We start from the raw sequence: 21,946 nt of genomic DNA, 5'->3' as shown, positions 1-21,946 counted from the left end.
CGGTGAACCCCCCGCGCCAGCCGCGGTGGCCGGCCCGCGTGCCCCTGCGCTGGAAGATCGCCGCGCTGGCGGCAGCCACGGCCTGCCTGGTCGCCCTGGCGGTGGGCGTCCTCGTCCACGTGTGGACCGCGATGGACGTCCGCAGCCGGGCCGAGATGGAAGCCACCAACACGGTGTACTCCGCCATGGACGTCTACCGGCGCACCGGAACGCTGGCGGGCGGCGCCGAGCTCGATCCGGCCGAACTGCCCACCGCCCTGCGCCACCCGGCCGACGGCGACCGGCGGGTGGCCTACGACGGGCGCGTCGAGGGGAACCTCGGGCCGAGCGTCTGGGGCGCCCAGCGGGTCGGCGGCGCGGGCAGCCCGGTACTGGCCGTGCGGATCAACATGAGCCCGCAACTCCACGACCTGCGCCGCCTCGACGCGAGCATGGCGGTGGCCTCGCTGCTCTCGCTCGCCGCGGCGCTGCCACTGGCGGTCTACGGGGCCGGGCTGGTCGCCCGCCGGCTGCGCCGGGTCGCCGAGACCGCGGCCCGGATCTCCGCCGGCGACCTCGACGCCCGCACCGGCCCCGCCCTGGGCCACGCCCGGGGCCGCGACGAGGTGACCGACATCGCCGCCACCGTCGACCTGATGGCCGACAGCCTCGGCCGGCGGCTGCGCATCGAGCGGCAGTTCACGGCGGACGTGGCGCACGAGCTGCGCACCCCCGTCGGTGGTCTGCTGGCCGCCACCGACCTGCTGCCGCCCGGCGAGACGGAGGACCTGCTGCGGGCCCGCGTACGGGACCTGCGCGGCCTGGTCGAGGACCTGCTGGAGATCTCCCGGCTGGACGCGGGCGCGGAGGCGCCGGTACGCGCCCGGGTCCCGCTGGCCGCGGTGGTCGCCGAGGCGGTGGCCCGTACCGGTCTCGACACGGAGGTCGGCTTCGCCGAGGCGCCCGGCGCACCCGCGGTGGAGACCGATCCGCGTCGCCTGGAGCGGATCGTCGGCAACCTCGTCATCAACGCGCACCGGCACGGACGCACCCCGGTACGGGTCACCGTCGAGGGCCGGACCGTCGTCGTCCGCGACCACGGCCCCGGCTTCCCCGCCGACCTGCTGCTCGACGGCCCGCGCCGGTTCCGTACGGGCGCCACGGAGCGGGGCGCGGGGCACGGCCTCGGCCTGACCATCGCCCTGGGCCAGGCCCGGGTGCTCGGCGCCGAACTGCGCCTGGAGAACGCCCCGGACGGCGGCGCGGTCGCCACCCTCAGCCTCCCGCGCTGACCGGCCGGCCGCTCCGGTTCACCCCGGCCACCCCGCACGGCGGCGCACAACTGCTGCGCAACGGCGCGGAAGCCGATACACGGCGGCCCCGGCCCTGATACGTCCCCCCGACACCCTTCGGCATGCAGCCCTTCCGCACCGCACCCGAAGTGGAGTCCCCGTGACCGCCGACCCGTTCACCTCCCGCCCGACGCCCGGCGTCGCGGCCTCCACCACCGACCTGTCGAAGGTCTACGGCAGCGGCGACACCCGCGTGGTGGCCCTGGACCGCGTCAGCGTCTCCTTCCGGGAGGCCGAGTTCACCGCGATCATGGGCCCCTCCGGCTGCGGCAAATCCACCCTCATGCACTGCGCCGCGGGCCTCGACCCCGTCAGCTCCGGCTCCGTCCGCATCGGCACCACCGAGCTGGGCGCACTGGGCGACCGGCAGCTCACCGAGCTGCGCCGGGACCGGATCGGCTTCATCTTCCAGGCGTTCAACCTGCTGCCCACCCTGACCGCGCTGGAGAACATCACCCTGCCGCTGTCCATCGCCGGACGCCGCCCCGACCGGCAGTGGCTGGACCGCGTGGTGTCCATGGTCGGTCTCGCCCAGCGGCTGGACCACCGGCCCGGACAGCTCTCCGGCGGGCAGCAGCAGCGCGTCGCGGTGGCCCGGGCCCTGGTCACCCGGCCGGCGATCGTCTTCGGCGACGAGCCCACCGGCAACCTCGACTCCCGCTCCGGGGCCGAGGTCCTCGGCTTCCTGCGCGACTCCGTACGCGAGCTGGGCCAGACCGTGGTGATGGTGACCCACGACCCGGTCGCCGCCGGCTTCGCCGACCGCGTCGTCTTCCTCTCCGACGGCCGGCTGGTCGACGAGATGGTGCGCCCCACCCCGGACCGGGTGCTGGACCGGATGAAGCAGTTCGACGCCCGCGCCCGCACGAGCTGACCCTCCCGCGCCCGCGCCCCTCCCCCTCCCCCTCCCCCGCACCCGCCCCGGAAGCCACTCACCCATGCTGAAAACAGCCCTGCGCAACGTCCTGGCGCACAAGGCCCGGCTGCTGATGACGGTGCTCGCCGTCACCCTCGGCGTCGCCTTCGTCTCCGGCACCCTCGTCTTCGCGGACTCCTCCACCGCGGCCCACCGGGCCGCCGTGTCGAAGGACTACGCCGACATCGCGGTCACCGTGACCCCGAAGGACCCCCCGCCCGGCGCACCCGGGGAGGCCGGCGCGGCCGGATCCGCCGGGGAGGAGCACGCCACCGTGCTCGACGACGCCCTCGCCCGCACGCTGGCCGGGCTGCCCGGCGTCGCCGCCGTACGGCCGTCCGCGGACGGCCTGGCCACCCTGAACTCCTCGAACGGCACCCCGCTGCGCACCGGCAGGATCTGGGCGCACCGGGCGGCCGCCTACGTCCCCGGCGCCGACGGCAAGGACAGCCGCCACCCGCTGACCGAGGGCCGGGCCCCCCGCGACGGCGAGGAGATCGCCGTGGACAGCGGCACCGCGGCCGCCGGCCGGTTCCGTATCGGCGCGGAGATCACCCTGGCCACGGACGGCCCGGCCATGACGAAGCGCCTCGTCGGCATCGTCACCACCCGGGACACCCGGGTGACGGCCGGCGGCACCCTGGTCCTGTTCGACAAGGCCACCGCACAGCAGCTGTTCGCCTCCCCGGGCCGCTACACCTCGATCGACCTGTCCGCCGTACCGGGCACCGACGCGGCCGAACTCGCCCGCCGGGTCACCGCCCTGCTCCCCGCCGACCGGGCCGAGGCCACCACCGGCACCGCCCAGGCCGCCCAGCAGGCCGTCCTCGTCGACACGCTCACCCGCGGCCACGCGAAGCTGTCGCTGGTCTTCGCCGGAGTCGCCCTCTTCATCGGGTCGTTCCTGATCGTCAACACCTTCACCATGCTCGTCGCCCGGCGCACCCGTGAGATCGCCCTGCTCCGCGCGATCGGTGCCACGCGCCGCCAGGTCGTGCGCTCCCTCCTCTGGGAGGCCGTCCTCCTCGGCCTCGCCGCCTCGGCCCTCGGTTTCCTGCTGGGCCTCGGGATCGCCTCCGTGCTGCCGGAGATCCTGAGTACCGCCGGGGAGTCGCTGCCCCGTGGCCCGCTGGTGATCGGCCCGCTCCCCGTGGCGGCCGCGCTCGCCGTCGGGGTGGGCGTCACCGTGCTCGCCGCGTGGCTGCCGTCCCGCAAGGCCGCGCGGATCGCACCGGTCGAGGCCATGCGCGCGGCCGAACAGCCGCCCACCGCCACCGCGTCCCGGGTCCGCGGCGCGGCCGGTGCCCTCCTGCTCGCCCTCGGCGCCGGACTGCTGCTGTCGCTCGCCGGGGCGAAGGACGCCTCCGAGGAGAACCTGCGGAGCGCGATGTCCGGCTGCGCCCTCCTCGTCATCGCCGTGATCGTGCTGGCGCCGCTGCTCGCCGTCCCCGTGCTCCGGCTGAGCGGACGGCTGACCGGCCGCCTCGGAATCACCGGCCACCTCGCCCACCGCAACGCGCTGCGCGACCCGCGGCGTACCGCCGCCACCGCCTCCGCCCTGATGGTCAGCACGGCCCTGGTCGCCGGGCTCGCCGTCATCGGCCACTCCACCGGGCAGGCCCTCGACCGCCAGGCCGCGGCCGGTCTCGCCGCCGACTACGTGATCAGCACCCACACCTCGTCGGCCGGCATCGACCCGGCCGCCGTGCAGCGGGTGACCGCCACCCCCGGTGTACGGACGGCGACCGCCGTCAGCGACTCCACCCTCTTCATCGGCGGTGGCGTCCGCCAGATCTCCGGGGTCGACCCGGCGGCCGCCCTGTCCGTCATGAAGCTGGACTTCGTCGACGGCTCCCTGAAGGACCTCGGGCCGGGCCGCATCGCCCTCTCCAGCACCCTCGCCCGCGCGAACGGCGTGCGCACCGGCGACCGGATCGACGCCCGGGTCGGCGGCCCCGGCCAGGACCTCACCCCGTACACGGTCGTCGGCGTCTACGAGGACAACCCCACCGCCCAGGACGCCCTGGGCGCGCGTACCGAGGTCCAGCGCAGCAGCCTCGGCGCCGGCTCCGTCCAGCGCGTCCTCGTCCGCACGGACGGCGGCGCGGACGGCGGCGCCACGAAGGACCGGCTGCGTACCGCCACGGGCAACAACCCGCTGCTCCAGGTCCAGGACCGGCAGGAACTCGTCCAGGAAGCCTCCGGTTCCCTGGGCACCCTGCTGACCCTGACGTACGGCCTGCTCGCCATCGGCGGCGTGATCGCGGCGCTCGGCATCATGAACACCCTGGCCATGTCGGTGTCGGACCGCACCCGGGAGATCGGCGTCCTGCGCGCCATCGGCATGGACCGCGCCGGCATCCGCAGGATGATCCGCCTCGAGTCCCTGGCCGTGGCCGCTTTCGGCACCCTGCTGGGCCTGGCGTCCGGCCTGTTCGGGGCCTGGACGGTCGGAGCTCTGGCCAACGGCGCGCTGAAGGGCTACTCCCTGGCCCTTCCCTGGGGCACGCTGCTGCTCGTCTGCCTGATCTCCCTCGCCACGGGCGCGGTGGCGGCCGCCCTCCCGGCCCGCCACGCATCGTCGCTGAGCCCGCTGGAAGCCGTCGCCGAGCTGTAGGGGGTCAGGTGTGCTTCCAGGGCACGGGATCCGGCCGGCGGTACCACCACCGGCCGAGACCGTCCCGTCCCGGGGGCCGGCCCGTCAGCTCCTCGGCGAGACTCCCCGACGGGTCCTCCTCCGTCGCCCGGACGAACCGTACGTCCAGCCCCGCCGGCGTCCCGTCGAGCAGCCGGCGTACCTGGAACGGCAGTCGGGCACCGATGCGGGCGAGCTCGTCGCGGGCTTCGAGGCGTTCCCGGTAGAGGTCGGCCGGATACCACCCCGAGGGCGCCCACCCGGATTCCAGCTGCACGACGAACCGCTCCCACACGGTCAGACCGCCCTTCAGGGACGGGTGGGGGCCCTCGTCGGGCCACAGCGGTGCCGCCGACGCCATGAAGGCCTCGGCCACCGGGGACGGCGGCCGCTGCTCGCGGACGATCTCGGCGAACCTCTCCACGACCGCGCGGGGCAACTGCGGGACCGGCGCCTCCGCGCTGCCGACCGTGTACAGGGGAGGCTCGTCGTCGGACAGTTCGAGCCGGACCCGCGTGACGAGGCCCTCCGGGGTCGCCGCCCAGTAGGCGCTCGGATACGCCTCCTCGGCGGGGAACAGGACGGTCGTCCCGGCGGCCCGGGCGAGCCGTGCGGCGACCTCGGACTCCGGTGGCCGATCGGCGGCCTGGTCCTGGGCGTAGAGGTCCAGCGACCGGGCCAGGTCGCCGGAGAGCTCTTCGTACGTGCACAGGACGGGGGCGGCCCAGTTCCGCAGTTCGGGGTCGGCGTCGGCATCGGCCACGCCGACGTCGCCGGCCGCGACGCCGAAGCACCGGGCCAGCGCGGCGGCCAGGGTCTCGGCGGCCAGGGCGTCGACGGTGAGCAGGTTGTAGCCGGTGGGCACGGTGTGTTCGCCGCCCCGTCAGCTCTGCGGGAGCCGGCCCAGCGCGGTGTCCGTGTCCTGGCCGCCCCATCCTTCGGGGGTTCGCCAGATGACGTGGACTCCGAAGACGTCACGGACGGTGTCCGCGGACCAGTCCTCGGCCGGGGGTTCGGAGAGGACCAGGTAGAGGCTGTCGGCCCGCGTGGGCAGGGTGTGGCTGATCTCCAGCAGGCGGGTGGCGCCCGAGCGGAGGTCCGCGTACGCCGAGCGGCCGGAGCCCAGCGCCTCGTAGAGGAAGAGCCCTTGCCCGGTGACGCAGCTGACGTCGACGACGGGCGAATCGGTCGGCTGGAGGTCGGCCCAGAGGAGGTCCGACTTCAGGGCGTGGCGGACCGCTTCGTGCTTCTTGCACGTCCGGTCGGCTCCGGCCGACGCCTCCAGCGCGCGCAGGAAGCCTTGCTTGGTGGCCGAAGCCGGCGCGGCCGTGTCTTCCACGTCTTCCGCGAGGATCATCTGCTCTACGTCCTTCTGCTCGGACTGCGGTGGGGCAGGGGCGGGGGATTCGGTGGTCCCGTCGTCGGGGACCAGGTCCGGGTCCGGCGCCGGGTCCGGGTCCGGGTCGGCGGTGAAGCGGTCCTGGAGCGCCCGGCGCGCCTCGGCCAGGGTGTCCGTCCAGCCCGAGGCCGTCAGGTCCTCCCGGAGCCGCTCGGTGTCCAAGGTGCCTTCCTTGAGGGCCCGGTTGGCGCTCGCGGCGAGGTCGCGCAGAACGCCCAGCCTGTCCCTGTCGGGAGAGCCGAACAGGTGCAGCACGTCGACCCAGTCGGCCTGGTCCCTGCGAAGGACGCGGTTGGCCATCCCCTGCAGCTCGGAGAGCCTGCCGCGGGCGTCGGGAACCTCCCCGTCGTTCTCCGTCAGCTCACGGAGCACGTCCAGTGCCGCGAGGTAGCGGCCCGCCGTCCTCGGCGAGACGGACGACCGGCCCCGCTGGTCGGAGGTAAGGACCGTCTGGTTCGTCTCGTTGGCGAACACCCAGCAGTCCAGCTTGTCGCCACGTCGCGGGGGAACGGATCCGTGCCGGACGGTGAGGACCAGGGGACGGTCGAAGCCGGGGGTGAGGGCCTTGACCTTGTAGCGGCCGCCGGGGGCCCGGTCCACGACCTCGACCCGTACGTCGGCCCCGATCCGGGGAAGCCGGGTCACGGCCGCCACCTCCGCCTCCGTCTCCACCCGTACGTCCACCTCCGCCTCCGTCTCCGTCTCGACCGTGGCCTCGGGGGCCTGCGCTCCGGAGCCGGTCGCGGGGCTCGTGAGCACGTCCGGCAGCGGGGAGGTGTGCAGGACGGTCAGGGTCTGGGTGCTGCGGGTCAGGGCCACGTACAGCTGCCGCAGGCCCGCGGGACCGCGGTCGGCGATGGTGGCGGGCTCGATGACCAGGACGTGGTCGTACTCCATGCCCTTGGCCTGGGCGGCGGCCAGGACGGACACGGCGGCGCGGTGCCGGTCGCCGATGTCCCCGCCCCCGTCGATCCGGCGGCTGATCGCGTCGAGCCAGTCCGAGTCGTCGGGGACGATGACGGCCACGGACCGGAGGGTGTTCCCGTCGCTGGTGCCCACGAGGCGCGTCACGTGCGCGACGGTGTCGTCGAGGAGCTTCCACGGCTCGGTCTCCACCGTCCGTACAGCGTCCTCGCCCGCCTCGCGCACGGCCTGCGGGTAGGGCAGGGCCGGTGCGATCCGCCGGGCGAGGGGGGCGACGAACTCCATGATCTCGGCGGGCACGCGATAGCTGGTGTTGAGCTCGGCCACCCGCCAGTCGCCGTGGTCGGACAGGACCGTGCCGAGTCGGTCCCAGCTCGCCGGGATGTGCGGCCCCGTCGCCTGCGCGAGGTCGCCCAGGACGGTCATGGAGCCGCCCACGGCGCAGCGCCGGCGCAGGGCACGGGCCTGCATCGGCGTGAGGTCCTGTGCCTCGTCGGCGACGATGTGCCCGTAGCGGCTCGGGGTCTCCCCGCTGATGAGGACCCGGAGCTCTTCGAGGCAGACGTGGTCGTCGAGGGTCCAGGGGTCGGCGTCGGCGCTGGCGGCCCGGGGCCTGAGCAGGGCCGCCTGCTCCCCCTCGTCGAGAATCCCGTCGGCGCAGGCGCGCAGGACGTCGGGCGAGTCGTAGAGGGTGCGCAGGGCCTCCCTGGCGCCCGGGGACGGCCAGACGCGTTCGACGAGGCGCTCGACCCGGCGGTTGCGCTCCAGGTCGCGGCGGATCGTACCGGCCTGCCCGCGCCGGGGTGCGATGTCGGAGAGCTCTTGCAGGAGACGGTCGACGAGCAGGCCGCGGAAGCGGTCGCGGCGCTCCCGGTAGGGGCTGTCGCCCTCGTGTGCCTGGTCCAGGAGGGTGAGGACCTCGGAGCGCGGTACGCGCAGGGTCGTACTGCCGGCGGGGACGACGATCGCGGGCTCGTCGCCTTCGAAGGAGGGCGCGACGACGAGGTCGTCCAGGGCTTCGGGGCGGTAGTCGTTCTCCACGCGGCGGCGCAGGACGGCCGCCATGCGCTCGTCGGACTTCACGCGTCGTGCCTGCGGGGAGTCGGCCCCGAGTATCTCGCCGTCCCACAGGCGGTTCAGCTGGACGGCGTTGACGTCCCGGGTGCCGAGGGTGGGCAGGACCTGGCCGACGTACTCCAGGAACCGCTGGTGGGGGCCGATCACCAGGATGTCCTGGGCCTTGAAGTGGTCGTTGTTGACGAGCCAGGTCACACGGTGGAGACCGACCGCGGACTTGCCGGTGCCCGGGCCGCCCTGCACGACGAGGATGTCGGACGGGGAGCCGGTGACCAGCTCCATCTGGTCGCGGCGGATGGTCTCGACGATGTCGCGCATGCGGCCGCTGCGCGAGCGCTGGAGCTCGCGCAGCAGGAAGTCGTCCGGCCGGAGCGTCTTGCGGCGCTGCCGGCGGACGACGTCGCCAGGGGTGTCCGGGGGCGACGGCCGGGGCTCCGGCACGGTCGTGGGTACGGGAGCGGTCGCGGGTTCGGGAGCGGTCGCGGGAGCGCTCTCGGGTTCCGGTGCCCGAGCGGCGGCGGCCGGCGGGGCGATGTCGTCGAAATAGCCCTCCACGATCCGCCGGACGCAGCGCAGTTGGCGCCGCAGCGTCACCTCGCCCGGGCTCTCGGGCCGGGCGTCCAGCCACTTCCTCGCCAGGGGGCTGGTCCACTGCAGGACCACCGGCTCGTTCGAGGCGTCCCACACGACCCGCCGTCCGACGTACCAGGGGCGGGGTGCCGTGCCGGGCTGCTCCGGTGCGTCGATCCGGGCGAACACCAGGGCCTCGTCGCCGAGTCCGCCGTACGAGGCGGCACGCGCCTCCGCCTCGATCCGGTTGGCTATCCCGTCCTTGCCGCTCGCCGAGGCCGTGGCCGCCGACGTTCCGCTCATCTCGGCCAGACGCGCGGTGTAGCAGTCGTACGCGTGGTCGACGGCCCGCTGCTCGACGGCGAGGTCCTCGCCCCGAGTGGTGGTGCTCATGTGCGTCCTCCCTGCGGTGCCGCAGAGGCACCGCTACGGGCCTGCGCCCGTACCCCGCTGAAACAACTATCAGAGAGCGGGTGGTGACGGACACTCAGTACATGAGTTCTGGTTCCGGGCCTCAGCGCCAATGCGCCGAGGGGGCGCGCAGCGCGAGCGCGGCCGCGTAGCCCTCGGGGGCCGGAAGGTCGGTGAGGGACCAGTGCGGGCGGACGGAATCGGCGGCCGGGCCCGTGCCCAGGTAGGTCCGGTGGCCGCCGTGTCCCAGTCCCGCTCCGGTGCCCTTGAGATGTGCCTCCTTGCGCGTCCACAGGCGGGCGAACGCCGCAGGGCGGCCGGCCTCGGGGAACGCGGCGAGTTCGGCGCTCTCGTCGGGGTGGAAGAAGTCCTCGCTCTGCGCCACCACCCGCGGCGCGGGCAGGGCCTCCACGTCCACCCCGACCGGCGTGGAAGCACAGGCCACGAAGACCGCGTCGCGGCTGTGCGACAGGGAGAAGTGGGCACGGCCGCCCACGAGGACCGGCCGCCCGTCCGGGCCGCCGCACTCGGGGCAGGCGTCGCGGGTCATCACCAGGTCGCGCGGCGCGGTGTCGAGCAGGGCGCCCAGCATCAGCCTCAGCGCGACGTGCGCGACGAGATAGGAGCCGCGGTCCTGGGGGCGCGCGAACCGGTCGGCCCGCCGGCGCTCGGCCGGGTCGAGCACGCCGGGGGCGAGGCGTTCCGCGAAAGGGGCCTGGGTCCCGGCGTCGACGAACCGCACCAGTGCCTCGCCGCGAGCGGGCAGCCGCTGCGCCCCGACCGGCCGGTCGAGCCGCAGCACGGCGGAGCTGAGGCCGGCGGGTGTGGTCATCCGGCAATCCTATCCAAGGGCCGCACGAGGGGCCCGATGGGCGGCGGCGAACCTCGTACGGCCGGGCGCGGCATCCCGGCGGATCGCCGCCATCGCCGTCGCCGTCGCAGCCATTCGCCGCGAGCAGATCACATCAGTGACGGATTCCTCTCGCCGAGTTAACAGAACCCTGTCACTGAACAGGGTATTGCCTTCTATGAGATGCATGGTAGCGTTGCCATGAGGCTTAGCTCGGCACATTTATATACGCCTCAGCGGGGGGATTACCTGTCTCTGTAAATAAAGGAGCGGCATGAGCCGGTCGTCCAGAGTGGCTGAATTCGAACAGGAAGTGGCTGCTCGAGTAGGACACGTCATTAAGCGTGCCGAACAGGCATTGATCGGCGAGAAGAGCAGAGTTCTCCGCGATCTCGGCCTGACAGTTCCACAGTATGCGGCACTGATGGCGCTCTCCTATTCACCGGGCATGTCAGGTGCGCAGCTGGCGCGCGTCTGCCTCGTGACGCCTCAGAGCATGGCCACGGTACTGGCCAATCTCGAGTCGAAGCGCTTGATCGAGCGGCAGACTTCCGACCTTCATCAAAAGGTGCTCGTCACCAAGTTGACGCCGGCCGGACGCGCTCTTGTCAAGAAAGCCGACACCGTCGCCCGCAAGGTGGAAGCGAAGCTTTCCAATGCCTTGTCGGCCGATGAGCAGAAGCAGTTGCGGGATCTTCTGGAACGGTGCATCACCGCCCTGACGGAAGAGGAAACCCCGTAACCTTCCGCAGAGATCCAGGGGTCTGGCCCCGGCCCGGCAAGGGTCGGGGCCAGACTGGTTTCCGGCCCCCGTAAAGAGCCCCCGCATGCCGAAACTCCGGTCCTCCAGGGCGACTTGGGAGTCGCCCTGGAGGACCGGAGTCCCGGTCGTCGGCAGGCCGGACGTCAGGCCGGAGGCCGCCTGATCCGGACTAGAGGAACCTGCGTACCGCGCCCACCGTGGTGGTGCCCCCGTGACCCGGCAGCACCGTGGTCCGGTCCCGTCGCGGGCCGCAGACCCTGGACATCGAGCCGGCCAGTACGTCCGGGTCCCCCACCGGCGGGAACGCCCGGCCGAGGCCGTCCGCGAGCAGACTGTCCCCGGTCAGCAGCAGCGCGTCCTCGCCGGTCTGCAGCGAGTACGCCACCGAACCCGGCGTGTGGCCCGGGGCGTGGTGCACCTCGATCTCCAGGCCCGCGACACTGAGCAGGCCCTCGTCGGGCAGCGGGCGCACCAGCTCGGGCTCCGAGCGGGGGAAGCCCCGCAGCACGGCCGCCGGGAAGTCCGCAGGCAGCCCCGCCTCGGGGCGGACCAGCATCTCCCGGTCCAGGGGGTGGATGTACGCGGGCACGCCGAGCTCCTCGCACAGCGGCGCCACGGACCAGGTGTGGTCCATGTGGCCGTGGGTCAGCAGGACCGCCTCCAGCTGGAGGCCGCGCTGTCCCAGGGCGGTGCGTACCGACGCGGTCGCGTCCTGCCCCGGGTCCACGACGACGCACGGGCCGTCGGGGCCCGCCGCCAGCACGTAGCAGTTCGTACCGAAGGAGCCGGCCGGAAATCCGAGGACGAGCACGTCACGTCACCGGCCGTCGACGGCTACGACGTACTTGCCGACGGAGGCGCGCGACTCCAGCAGCTCGTGGGCCTTGGCCACGTCCGCCAGCGGCAGCTCGGTGACCTCGATGCGGACCGAGCCGTCGGCCACCGCGCGCAGGGCGCTGCGCAGGTGGTCGCCGAGGACCCCGGGGCGGCTGTTGGCCAGGCCGCCGAGGTTGTAGCCCACCAGGGCGGTGCCGGTGAACCATACGTGGTTGGCCTGGTAGGAGGTGTCCTGCGCGGCCGCGTCGCCGAAGATGACGTGCCGGCCGAGCGTCGCGAGCAGCCCGTTGGCCGTGCCACGGGTGTCGCCGCCGATGGAGTCGAGGACGACGTCGACCCCGGCGCCGTCGGTCAGCCGCCGGACCTCCTCCTCCAGCCGGTCGTACGTGACGACCGCGTCGTAGCCGAACTCCAGGGCCTGCGCGGCCTTCTCCGGCGAGCTGGTGGCGCCGATGACGCGGGCGGCGCCGGCGGCCCGGGCGAGCTGGGCCGCCGCGGTGCCCACGCCGCCGGCCGCGGCCAGGACGAGTACGGTGTCGCCCTGCTCGACGCGGCCCGCGGCGTGCACGACGCCCCAGGCGGTCGCGCCGTTGCACAGGGCGGCCGCCGCCAGGGCGGACGGCAGCCCGGCGAGCTCGTCCTCCAGCGGTACGGTCAGGTCGGCGCGCGCCGAGACGAACTCGGCGTTGCCGCCGCCGTCGAGGGTGAGCGCGGCGACCCGCTGGCCGGGACGCAGGCCCGTCACGCCCTCGCCCACGGAGCGGACGGTACCGACGGCCTCCAGGCCGGGCACGTGCGGCAGGCCGACGGGGAACTGGCCGCGGCGGAACATCACTTCGGCGAAGTTCACACCCGCGTGGCTGACCTGGATGACCACGCGGCCGGGGGCCGCCTCGGGCTCGGGAGCGTCGTGGACGACGGTCAGGACATTGTGGTCGCCGAATTCGGCGAAACGTGCGGCGCGCATGGCCACCTCCGGTGGGAGAACGATGGGGTGAGGGACGGGGGGAATGGGCTGGTGGAATCAGGAGCGGGGGGTGTCGCGGGCTCAGGCGGAGGGCCGCAGGTGCTGCCGGACGCTGCGGCGCGCCTTCATCCCGAGGACCCCGTCGCGGACGAGCTCCTCCAGGAGCGGTGCCACGTCGAGGTCCGATCCGCCCAGGCCGCGCCGCAGCCCCTGCTGCACGGCGAGTGCGACGTCGGTGCCGACCACGTCGAGCAGGCGGAACGGGCCGTGGGGGAGGCCGCAGCCGCCCGTGACGGCCGCGTCGACCTCCTCCACCGTGCCGTGGCCCGCGCCGACGATCCGGGCGGCGTCGTTGAGGAGCGGGAACAGCAGGGCGTTGACGATGAAGCCGGCCCGGTCGGTGCAGTGCACCGGGGTCCGGCCGAGGCCGCGGCACAGGGCGTCGGCGGTGGCGATGACCTCGGCCGCGGTGGTCTCGGTCCGGACGACCTCGACGAGGGTCATCGCGGGGGCCGGGTTGAAGAAGTGGAGGCCGATGACGTCGGCCGGGCGGCTCACGGCCGCGGCGAGCCGGGCCACCGGCAGGCTGGAGGTGGTCGTGGCCAGCAGCGTGCCCGGTCCGCAGGCACGGTCGAGCCGTGTCAGGACGTCGAGCTTCGCGTCGAGGTCCTCGGCGATCGCCTCGACGACGAGGTCGCAGCCGGCCAGCGCCTCGGCCGACAGGACGGTGACGCACCCCTCCAGGACCCGGTCGGCCTCGTCGCGGGGCATCCGGGTGGACAGCAGGGCCCGGTGGACGGCCACGCGGGCCGCCTCGGCGCGCTGCTCGGAGCGCGCGAGGAGGCGTACCGGGTGGCCGGAGGCCAGGAACACGGCCGCGATGCCCGTCGCCATGGTGCCGGAGCCGACCACGCCGACGTCGCGTACGGTACGGGCCCCCGCGGCGGGCGGCGCCGGGACGGGGGCCGCGCCCACGGGTGCCCGGCCCAGGCGGGCGAACGCCCCGGCGGGCAGGCCCAGGGCTTCGGAGGCGGCCTGCGCGGTGTGCGGGCCGATCGAGGCGAGCAGTTCCAGCGGGCCTCGGCGCATCCCGCAGCCGAGCCGCATGGCGGTGTCGATGTCCTCAGGTGCGGCGTAGCCGTCGGCGACCATGGCGGCCGCGCGGCCCAGGTAGCGCAGCAGCAGCTCGGCCCCGGTGCGCCACGCGGGATCCTCCGGGGTGCCGGGCAGGCCGCCGAGGCGGGCGAGTTCCCCGAGCGGGTCGCCGGCCGGGGCGGCGGAGGCGGCGACGGCAGAGGAAGCAGAAGTGGCGGCGGTCGCCGGGGTGTGCCCGGCGATGCCGGCCATCCGGTGCCAGCCGCTGTCCGCGGCACGCTCGGCCAGGACGGGGTCGTCGCCGATGACGTGCGCGTGGCCGACGGCGGTCAGCAGCGGGAGGTCGGAGGCGTGGTCGCCGTACGCGTGGCAGTCCGCGGGATCGGCGCCGGTGGCGCGCATGTCGGCCTCGGCCGCGACGGCCTTGGCGTCGCCGATGACCGCGACCGTCAGCTCGCCGGTGTAGCGCCCGTCCTTGATCTCGGGCCGGGAGCACAGCACCGCGTCCGCGCCGACGTGGGCGGCGACCGGGTCGAGGCAGGCGGGGAAGGATCCGGAGACGAGCACCGTACGGTCGCCCGCACTCCGGTGCTCGCGCAGCGCGTCGAGCGTCGGCGGGTGGAACAGCCCGCCGGCCGCCAGTTCCTGCGCGAACCAGGCGCGTCCCTCGGCGGCGACCTCCTCGACCGAACAGCCCGCGTAGAGGCCGTAGTACTCGCGGTTGGTCACTTCGCGCGGCACGCCCTCGGCGGCACGCCGGCGCAGGTGCGCGGCGGCCTCCTCGTACGCGGAGTCGGGCGCGCCCTGGGCCCGCAGGTGGAAACGCAGGAAGCGGAACATGCTCTTGACGGTGATGAGGGTCTCGTCGACGTCGAAGAAGGCCGTGCGCCGGGCCTGGTTGTTCATGCGGTACTCCGAGGGCTGAGTGCGGTGGTGACGGCGGCTGCCGGGCCGCCGCCCGGGGGCGGTGCGGGGGATCGCCCGCACCCGGGCGACGGGGCTTCGGCGGCGGGCTAGGAGGCCGAGCCGGTGAGGGCGGGCTCCGGGGACTCGGTCGCCGTGCCCGGGGCGGTCGCCTCCGGGGCGGCCGCGTCCTTGCGCGGACGGCACAGGACCCACAGGAACGGCACGGTGACCAGGCAGATGGCGGAGAGCACCCAGAGGATCTCGTGCATGGCGCCGCTGTACGCGGTGGAGGCGAACTCGGTGTAGGCGCCGCGGAGGGACTCCTCCACCTTCGTCGCGGAGGTCACCAGGTCACCCTGGGCGAGCTGGTTGGCGACGTCGCCGGCCGAGCCCGCGGCGGCGTAGTCGCCGATGCCGTCGGAGAGCTGCGAGCGGGTGACGCTGACCATCAGCGAGCCCATGGCGGCGATGGCGATGACCTCGCCGGTGATGCGCATCGTGTTGAACATGCCCGCGGCCATGCCGGCGCGGTGCGGCTCCACGGAGCTGACGGCGGCGCCGTCCAGCACGCCGTTGGAGATGCCGAAGCCGATGCCGATGACGAGCAGCGGACCGGCCAGCGACAGGACGCCGATGTTGGCCTCGATGACGGTCAGCCAGGCGGTGCCGGCGGCGACCAGCGTCATGCAGGTGACCAGCAGGGCGCGGGGCGAGAGCCACTTGGAGGCGTAGCCCGCGACGGCCGGCATGACCAGGGTGGGGGCGGTGAGCAGCAGCAGGAGCAGACCGGCGTCGGCGGCGGAGATGCCGTCCACGGCCATGAAGTACGAGGGCAGGAAGACCAGGAGGGCGACGAAGCCGAAGGCGAGGGCGACCGGGGTCACGCACAGGGCGACGTACTGCGGCTGACGGAAGAGGCCCAGGTCGAACATGGGGTGCGCGGAACGCGATTCGACGAGGACGAAGCCGGCGAGCAGCAGGGCGGAGCCGGCGAGGAAGAGCAGGACGACCGGGTGCGCCCAGCCGATCTGGGGGCCTTCGACCAGCGCGAGGATCAGCAGGAAGAGACTGGAGGTGAAGGTGAAGGTGCCGGCCCAGTCGACCTTGGGTGCCTCGGGGTTGCGGCCTTCGGGGATGCGCAGGGCGGCGATGATGACGACCACGGCGATGATGGCCTGGGCGTAGAAGAACCAGCGCCAGTCGAGCGCACTGGTCAGCGCGCCGGCGGCCAGCGGGCCGAAGGCGAGGCCGATGCCGAAGCAGGTGCCGTAGAAGCCGAAGGCGCGGGCGCGGGCGGCGCCGTCGAAGGCGTTGGCGAGGGCGGAGCTGGCGCTGGTGATGACGGCGGCGGCGCCGATGCCGGCGATGCCGCGGACGATGTCGACCACGGTGATGTCGGTGGCCGCGCCGGCGATGAGCGAGCAGAGGGCGAAGACCGTCATGCCGCCGAGGAACATCCGGCGGCGGCCGATGATGTCGGACAGTGAGCCGCAGGCGAGCAGGAAGCTGGCGAACGTCAGGTCGTAGGCGTTGACGACCCACTGGAGGTCGGCGAGGTCGCTCCCGAGATCGGCACCCATGGCGGGGAGGGTGACGGAGGTTCCGGTGATCGAGGTGGGCAGGAGCGCCGCGATCAGGCATGCCGCCAGCAGCGTGATGCCCGCTCGGGACGGTGCTCGGTCTATTGGCTGTGCGGTTGTACTCACCGGGAGTACCTCCTCGGGATGTCGGCAGGGGGTGAAGGCATGCGGAAGGGGGGTCCCAGGGGCCGCACGCGGCGGGGGCCGCGGCGGCCAGGACCAGTCGGAACAGTATCAGGGTTCTTATTCAGAACACCGGTTGAGGTGTATCAGAATTCTGTGACTTGGCTGAATTCGGATCAGTAGCGGGTGCCGACGGCGGACGGCAGGCCGGTGAGCCGGTCCAGGTCGAAGGGGGTGAGCCGCACGTCGACGGCCGCCACGTTCTCGCGCAGGTACCCGACCCGCTTGGTGCCCGGGATGGGTACGACGTGCTCGCCGCGCGCCAGCACCCAGGCCAGCGCCACCTGCGCCGGCGTGGCGCCGTGCGCCTGGGCCACGTCCTTCACGGTGTCCACGATCCGCTGGTTGGCGGCCCGTGCGGCGTCGGAGAACCGCGGGTTGGTGGCCCGGAAGTCGTCGTCCTCGAACTGCGTCGACGTGTCGATGCTGCCGGTGAGATAGCCCCGGCCCAGGGGGGCGAAGGGGACGAAGGCGGCCCCGTTCGCCGCACACCAGCCGACGACGTCGTCACCTTCGAGCGCATCGCGCGTCCACAGGGACAGCTCCGACTGGATCGCCGTCACCGGGTGCACGGCGTGCGCCCGAGCGGCCTCGCCCGCCGTCACCTCGGACAGCCCCAGGTGGCGCACCTTGCCCTCGGCGACCAGTTCGGCGAGGGCGCCCCAGGTCTCCTCCAACGGCACGGCGGGGTCGACCCGGTGCAGGTAGTAGAGGTCGATGACATCGGTGCGCAGCCTCTTCAGGCTCGCCTCGACGGCCCGGCGCACCTGGGCCGGGGAGCCGTCCCGGTGCATCCGCTTGGTGGCCAGGTCGTCCACGACCAGACCCATCTTGGTCGCCAGGACCACCTCGTCGCGACGGCCCTGCAGGGCCTCGCCGACGAGGGACTCGTTGTGCCCGTCCCCGTAGATGTCCGCGGTGTCCAGGAACGTCACGCCCAGATCGAGGGCCGTCCGGATGACCTCCACGGAGGTGCTGTCGGTGCGCTGGGACTCTGCGTATCCCCAGCTCATTCCCATACAGCCGAGCCCGATGGAGCTCACGTCCGGTCCTGCGGAACCCAGTTGGCGCGTCTTCACGGTGAAACCTCACGTTGTGTCGTTCGGGGGAAGGATGGTCGGTGCCGGCCGGCGCGTCGGCACAGCGCGCCGGCCGGCACCTGTTCGAGGGGGTTCCGGCGGACCGCAGCCCTAGGCGGCGGTGACGACGAGTGCCGCGTTGTGGCCGCCGAAGCCCGCCGAGTTGCTGACCGCGGCGAGCAGTCGCGTCTGCCGCGGCGCGCCGGCGACGAGGTCCAGGGCGATGTCCGGGTCCCGGTCGGTCAGGTTGGCCGTCGGCGGGATCCGGCCGTGCTTGACGGCCAGCACCGTGTACGCGGCTTCGATCGCTCCGGCCGCCGCCAGCGGGTGGCCGGTGACGCCCTTGGTGGAGCAGACGGCCGCGCCCTCGCCGAACACGCGGTACAGGCCGCGCGCCTCCGTCACGTCGTTCATCGGCGTGGACGTGCCGTGCGCGTTGACGTGGCCGATGTCCTCGGGTGCGAGTCCCGCGTCGGCCAGGGCCGCGCGCACCGCCCGCTCGACGCCGTGGCCCTGCGGGTCCGGCGCGGTGGCGTGGTGGGCGTCCGAGGAAGCCCCGTAGCCGCTCACGTACGCGTGCACGGAGGCACCCCGGGCGCGGGCGTCCGCGGCGCGTTCCAGCACCAGGATGCCGGCGCCCTCGGCGGCGACGAAGCCGTCCCGGTGGGCGTCGAAGGGCCGCGAGGCCAGTTCCGGGTAGTCCATCCGCTTGGACAGCGCGCCCATCTGGTTCAGGCCCGCCATGACGGTGGGGCTGATCGCCGACTCCGAACCCCCGGCGATCACCACGTCGCAGGCGCCGCTGCGCAGCAGGTCCTGCGCGTAGCCGACGGCCGTGGTGCCGGAGGCGCAGGCCGTGGCGGTGACCAGGCTCGGCCCCTTGGCCCCGATGTCGATGGCCACGTACCCGGCGACCATGTTGACCATGGACATCGGGACCAGCATGGGCGAGACCATGCCCGGGCCCTGTTCGCCCATCGTCTGGCACTGCCGCTCGAAGGTCGTCGATCCCCCGAGGGAGTTGCCGACGACGACCGCCACCCGGGCGCCGTCCCATTGCTTCGGATCCAGTCCGGAGTCCGCGACCGCCTCCCGTGCGGCCGCGATCGCCAGCTGGACGAAGCGGTCGTAGCGCCACGCCTTGGTACGGCCGAGCAGTGCGGCCGCGTCGAATCCGGGCACCCGGCAGGAGAAGTCCGGCTTGCCGCCCTCCAGTTCCGGGTCGCAGGCGGCGGCGCTGCGGCCCGAGAGGACACGTCGCCAGTTCTCGTCTACTCCGATGCCGGCCGGGGTCACCAGGCCCAGGCCGGTGACCGCGATGCCGTCCTTCTGCGCTGTGCCCATCGTCAGACCGCCGCCTCGGCCTTGGTCAGCATGAGCTTTTCGACGTCCGCGACCGTGGGGCACTCCAGCAGCTCGTAGTCGAAGACGTCGACGCCGAACTCCTGCTGCAGGGTCAGGGCGAACTCCACCAGGACGAGGGAGTCGAACTCCAGCTCCTCGAAGGTGGTGCCGGGCTGCACCTCGGTGCTCTCGACGCCGAAGTGGCGGCCGAGGACGGCGGCGATGCGGGTGAAGGTGTCGGTGGTGGCGGTGGTGGTGTCGGCGGTCATGGTCGTTGCGCTCCTGTGTGTGGTGTCGTGAGTCGGGAAGGAAGTGTGTGGGTGTCAGCCGGCCACGAGGTCCGGCCAGTTCAGGGCGGCGCTCCCCCAGGTCGCGCCGCCGCCGAAGGCGCTCAGCAGCACCTTGTCGCCACCGCGCAGGCGGCCGGTGGCCACGGCGTCCGCGAGGGCGACGGGGATCGAGGCGCCTGCGGTGTTGCCGACCTGCTCGATGTGGGAGAAGACCTTGTCCCCGGGGACGCCGAGCCGGTCCCCCAGGGCCTTGAGGATGCGGGCGTTGGCCTGGTGTCCGACGAAGAGGTCCACGTCGTCGGCGCTCCAGCCGACCTCGCCGAGCACCTTGCGGGCCGAGGCGTCCATGCGGACGACCGCGTTCATGAACACCTCGCGGCCGCGCATGGTGAACCACGCGTCCGCGGGGTCCGCCGTCGCGCCGGCCGTCGGGTCGGCCGCGAGCGGCTGCCGCGAGCCGCCGGCCCGTACGGTGATCAGGTCGGCCAGGGCGCCGTCGCTGCCAAGGTCGATGCCCAGCACCGCGCCGGGATCACCCTCCTGGCCGGCGCCGAGCACCATGGCCCCCGCACCGTCGCCGAAGATCGCCACGGTGGAGCGGTCCTGCGGGTCGAGCAGGGTGGTGAAGGCCTCGGCGGCGATGACGAGCACGCGGTCGGCCCGGCCCGCGCCGATCATGGCGGCCGCGGTGGACAGCGCGTACAGGAAGCCGCTGCACACGGCGGAGACGTCGAAGGCCGGTACGCCGGCCAGCCCCAGCCGGTGCGCCACGTCCGGAGCGGTGGCCGGGCAGGGCCGGTCCGGGGTGGTCGTGGCCAGGACGACCATGTCGACCGAGTCGACGCCGGCCGAGTCCAGGGCCCGCCGCCCGGCCTCGACCGCGAGGTCGCCGGTGGCCATGCCGGGGTCGACGACATGGCGCTGCCCGATACCGGTCCGGCTGCGGATCCACTCGTCCGAGGTGTCCAGGCGGGCGGCGAGCATGTCGTTGGTGACCACCGTCGGGGGCAGCCAGGCACCGATGCCGCGGACCACGGCGACGCGCGTCATGCCGTCACCTCGCGGGGTGCCTCGGGGGCGGTCGCGACGTCGGCGGTCGGCAGCAGTCCTGCGTGCCGCAGCGCCGGCGCGATCTCCCACGGCCGGGTCAGCGGTACGAAGGCCGCGAGGTGCCCGTCGGGGCGGACGACCGCCGCGGCCGGGTCGCGCGGGAAGCTCCGCTCCAGGTCCGGCGAGACCGCCTCGGCCAGGTCCACCACGGGTGTCCCGGCGGGTATCGCCGCGCGGGCGGCCTCGGTGCGCTCGGCCCAGCCCGGTCCCCGGTGGACGCCGGGCCACAGCAGCACGCTCAGCCGGTCCCCGGCGATCCGCGGCCGGCCGGTCCGCCGGTCCTCGTCGCCCGGCTCGGCGACGAAGACGGGCAGCCGGGTGCCCGGCCGCACCCCCGAGATGCCCGCCAGCCGGGTGGCGGCGCCCTTGGCCGCCGACCACCGGTCCTGCGGCGGGGCGTAGCCGATGTCGAGCTGGCTCATCACCGGGGCCGCGACGCGCTGGAGCAGTCCGGTGGTGTCGGCGATGCGGGCGATGCCGTCGCGGGCGGCGGTACGGGCCCGCCCGCTCACCAGGCCCCAGCGGGTCTGCAGTCCGGTGGTACGGGTGATCCGGTGGGCGGCGGCCCGGCGTTCGGCGTCGTACTCGTCGAGCACGGAGTCGGCCAGCCGGCCGCGGATGACTCCGGCGAGCCGCCAGCCCAGGCTCACCGCGTCGATGAGGCCGGTGTTCATGCCCTGGCCGCCGGCCGGGCTCATGATGTGCGCGGCGTCGCCGGCCAGGAAGCAGCGCCCCTGCCGGAAGGTGGCGGCCGTACGGCAGCGCAGCCGGAACGTGGTGCTCCAGTGCAGTGCGCCGATGGTGCCCGCGCCGGGCGCGACCTGCTCCAGGCGTTCCTGGAACAGCTCGCGGGACGGTGCGGGGGCGCCCTCCTCCTGGTGCGGCACGCTGACCGCCAGCCGGAAGTTCACGCCGTCCAGCGGTGCGAGCCCGAAGGCGCCCCTGGCGGAGTACAGGTAGTGCAGCATGCGGTGCGAGAGCCCGCCCTCGACCGGGGCGTCGGCGATCGCGAAGGTCAGGTCCGGCGCCTGGCCCTCGAAGGCGATGCCGAGCTGCTTGCGTACGGTGCTGTGCGCGCCGTCCGCGCCGACCACCCAGCCGTACTCGGCCTCCTCCACCACCCCTTCGGCGGTGCGCAGGCTCACCCGGGTCCGCTGCGGGCCCTGGGTGAGCCGCTCCAGGGTGACCCCGCGCTCGATGCTGCCGCCGAGTTCGAGGAGGCGCTTCTCCAGCACCGACTCGGTGACGTTCTGCGGGATGGTCAGGGCGAACCGGTACGGGGTGCCGGGCAGGTGGTTCATGGACACCGAGCCCAGGCGGCCGCCCTCGGAGTAGAAGCTCACGCCGTCCACCTGGTGGCCCGCGTCGATCAGCGGGGCGGCCGCGCCGATGCGGCGCAGCTGTTCCAGGATGCGCGGCCAGACGATGGCGGCCCGGGAGTGCTCGGGCGAGGTGACGGACGCGTCGACCAGCCGGACGGGGATGCCCTGCTGTACCAGTTCGCAGGCGACCACCAGGCCGACCGGGCCCGCGCCCACGACCAGCACGTCGGGTGCGGGTGCGGACTCGCGTCGTTGTTCAGGGGTCATCGTTGCGCTCCGGGTCGGGGTCGTCGGTTCGGTGAGGCGGTCGTGCGCGTCGTACGGGTCTTGCGGGTCTTGCGGGTCTTGCGGGTCTTG

At 73.8% G+C, this 21,946-nt stretch carries 16 protein-coding genes; 4 read left to right on the top strand and 12 right to left on the bottom strand.

The window, feature by feature from the left end; all coding sequences use genetic code 11:
* Window positions 1-2 precede the first annotated feature (2 nt).
* From KO717_RS21280 to KO717_RS21270, 3 genes are all read left to right on the top strand, one after another.
* Window positions 3-1,271 carry a sensor histidine kinase gene (locus KO717_RS21280; protein ID WP_301370289.1) on the top strand — a complete coding sequence of 423 codons (1,269 nt, stop codon included), beginning with the start codon at window positions 3-5 and terminating at the stop codon, window positions 1,269-1,271.
* A 160-nt stretch (window positions 1,272-1,431) separates the two neighbouring features.
* Window positions 1,432-2,205, top strand: coding sequence for an ABC transporter ATP-binding protein (locus tag KO717_RS21275; protein ID WP_301370288.1), 774 nt, complete (start codon window positions 1,432-1,434; stop codon window positions 2,203-2,205).
* Between the two features lie 64 nt (window positions 2,206-2,269).
* Window positions 2,270-4,864 carry an ABC transporter permease gene (locus KO717_RS21270; protein ID WP_301370287.1) on the top strand — a complete coding sequence of 865 codons (2,595 nt, stop codon included), beginning with the start codon at window positions 2,270-2,272 and terminating at the stop codon, window positions 4,862-4,864.
* Between the two features lie 4 nt (window positions 4,865-4,868).
* Here KO717_RS21270 and KO717_RS21265 read toward each other — a convergent pair whose 3' ends face one another.
* The 3 genes from KO717_RS21265 to KO717_RS21255 form a co-directional block, all read right to left on the bottom strand.
* Window positions 4,869-5,747, bottom strand: coding sequence for a hypothetical protein (locus KO717_RS21265; RefSeq protein WP_301370285.1), 879 nt, complete (start codon window positions 5,745-5,747; stop codon window positions 4,869-4,871).
* Window positions 5,748-5,765: 18 nt separating this feature from the next.
* Window positions 5,766-9,245, bottom strand: a complete 3,480-nt coding sequence (locus tag KO717_RS21260) for an ATP-binding domain-containing protein (RefSeq protein ID WP_301370284.1) — start codon at window positions 9,243-9,245, stop codon at window positions 5,766-5,768.
* Window positions 9,246-9,366: 121 nt separating this feature from the next.
* Window positions 9,367-10,095 (bottom strand): 4'-phosphopantetheinyl transferase family protein, encoded by a 729-nt coding sequence (locus tag KO717_RS21255; RefSeq protein ID WP_301370283.1) that lies wholly within the window; start codon window positions 10,093-10,095, stop codon window positions 9,367-9,369.
* A 292-nt stretch (window positions 10,096-10,387) separates the two neighbouring features.
* Between KO717_RS21255 and KO717_RS21250 the strand changes: the two genes are divergently transcribed.
* Window positions 10,388-10,855 (top strand): MarR family winged helix-turn-helix transcriptional regulator, encoded by a 468-nt coding sequence (locus KO717_RS21250; protein ID WP_301370282.1) that lies wholly within the window; start codon window positions 10,388-10,390, stop codon window positions 10,853-10,855.
* Window positions 10,856-11,045: 190 nt separating this feature from the next.
* Here the strand turns inward: KO717_RS21250 and KO717_RS21245 are convergent, their stop codons facing one another.
* The 9 genes from KO717_RS21245 to KO717_RS21205 form a co-directional block, all read right to left on the bottom strand.
* On the bottom strand, window positions 11,046-11,687 hold the full coding sequence (locus tag KO717_RS21245) for an MBL fold metallo-hydrolase (protein WP_301370281.1): 642 nt from the start codon (window positions 11,685-11,687) through the stop codon (window positions 11,046-11,048).
* A gap of 6 nt (window positions 11,688-11,693) precedes the next feature.
* Window positions 11,694-12,680: a quinone oxidoreductase family protein gene (locus KO717_RS21240; protein WP_301370279.1), complete on the bottom strand. Its 987-nt coding sequence runs from the start codon at window positions 12,678-12,680 to the stop codon at window positions 11,694-11,696.
* Window positions 12,681-12,761: 81 nt separating this feature from the next.
* Window positions 12,762-14,681, bottom strand: a complete 1,920-nt coding sequence (locus tag KO717_RS21235; protein ID WP_301370278.1) for an HAD-IB family hydrolase — start codon at window positions 14,679-14,681, stop codon at window positions 12,762-12,764.
* Window positions 14,682-14,788: 107 nt separating this feature from the next.
* Window positions 14,789-16,387: an MFS transporter gene (locus KO717_RS21230; protein ID WP_301370277.1), complete on the bottom strand. Its 1,599-nt coding sequence runs from the start codon at window positions 16,385-16,387 to the stop codon at window positions 14,789-14,791.
* Between the two features lie 173 nt (window positions 16,388-16,560).
* Complete coding sequence (locus KO717_RS21225; protein ID WP_437184541.1) at window positions 16,561-17,523, bottom strand: aldo/keto reductase; 963 nt, start codon at window positions 17,521-17,523, stop codon at window positions 16,561-16,563.
* Window positions 17,524-17,634: 111 nt separating this feature from the next.
* A complete protein-coding gene (locus tag KO717_RS21220; RefSeq protein WP_301370275.1) occupies window positions 17,635-18,867 on the bottom strand; it encodes a beta-ketoacyl-[acyl-carrier-protein] synthase family protein in 1,233 nt (410 codons plus the stop codon).
* Window positions 18,868-18,869: 2 nt separating this feature from the next.
* A complete protein-coding gene (locus tag KO717_RS21215) occupies window positions 18,870-19,136 on the bottom strand; it encodes an acyl carrier protein (protein ID WP_301370273.1) in 267 nt (88 codons plus the stop codon).
* A gap of 54 nt (window positions 19,137-19,190) precedes the next feature.
* Window positions 19,191-20,207 carry a beta-ketoacyl-ACP synthase III gene (locus tag KO717_RS21210; RefSeq protein WP_301370271.1) on the bottom strand — a complete coding sequence of 339 codons (1,017 nt, stop codon included), beginning with the start codon at window positions 20,205-20,207 and terminating at the stop codon, window positions 19,191-19,193.
* Entirely contained in the window at window positions 20,204-21,856 is a 1,653-nt protein-coding gene (locus tag KO717_RS21205) for an FAD-dependent monooxygenase (protein WP_301370269.1), read from the bottom strand. Before KO717_RS21205 ends, KO717_RS21210 begins: the two co-directional genes overlap by 4 nt.
* Window positions 21,857-21,946: the final 90 nt, after the last annotated feature.

Source organism: Streptomyces xanthophaeus (genome assembly GCF_030440515.1).
GTDB classification, from domain to species: domain Bacteria; phylum Actinomycetota; class Actinomycetes; order Streptomycetales; family Streptomycetaceae; genus Streptomyces; species Streptomyces kutzneri.
Note: the sequence above shows the minus strand (reverse complement) of the source record. Positions and strands in the feature narration are given on the sequence as shown.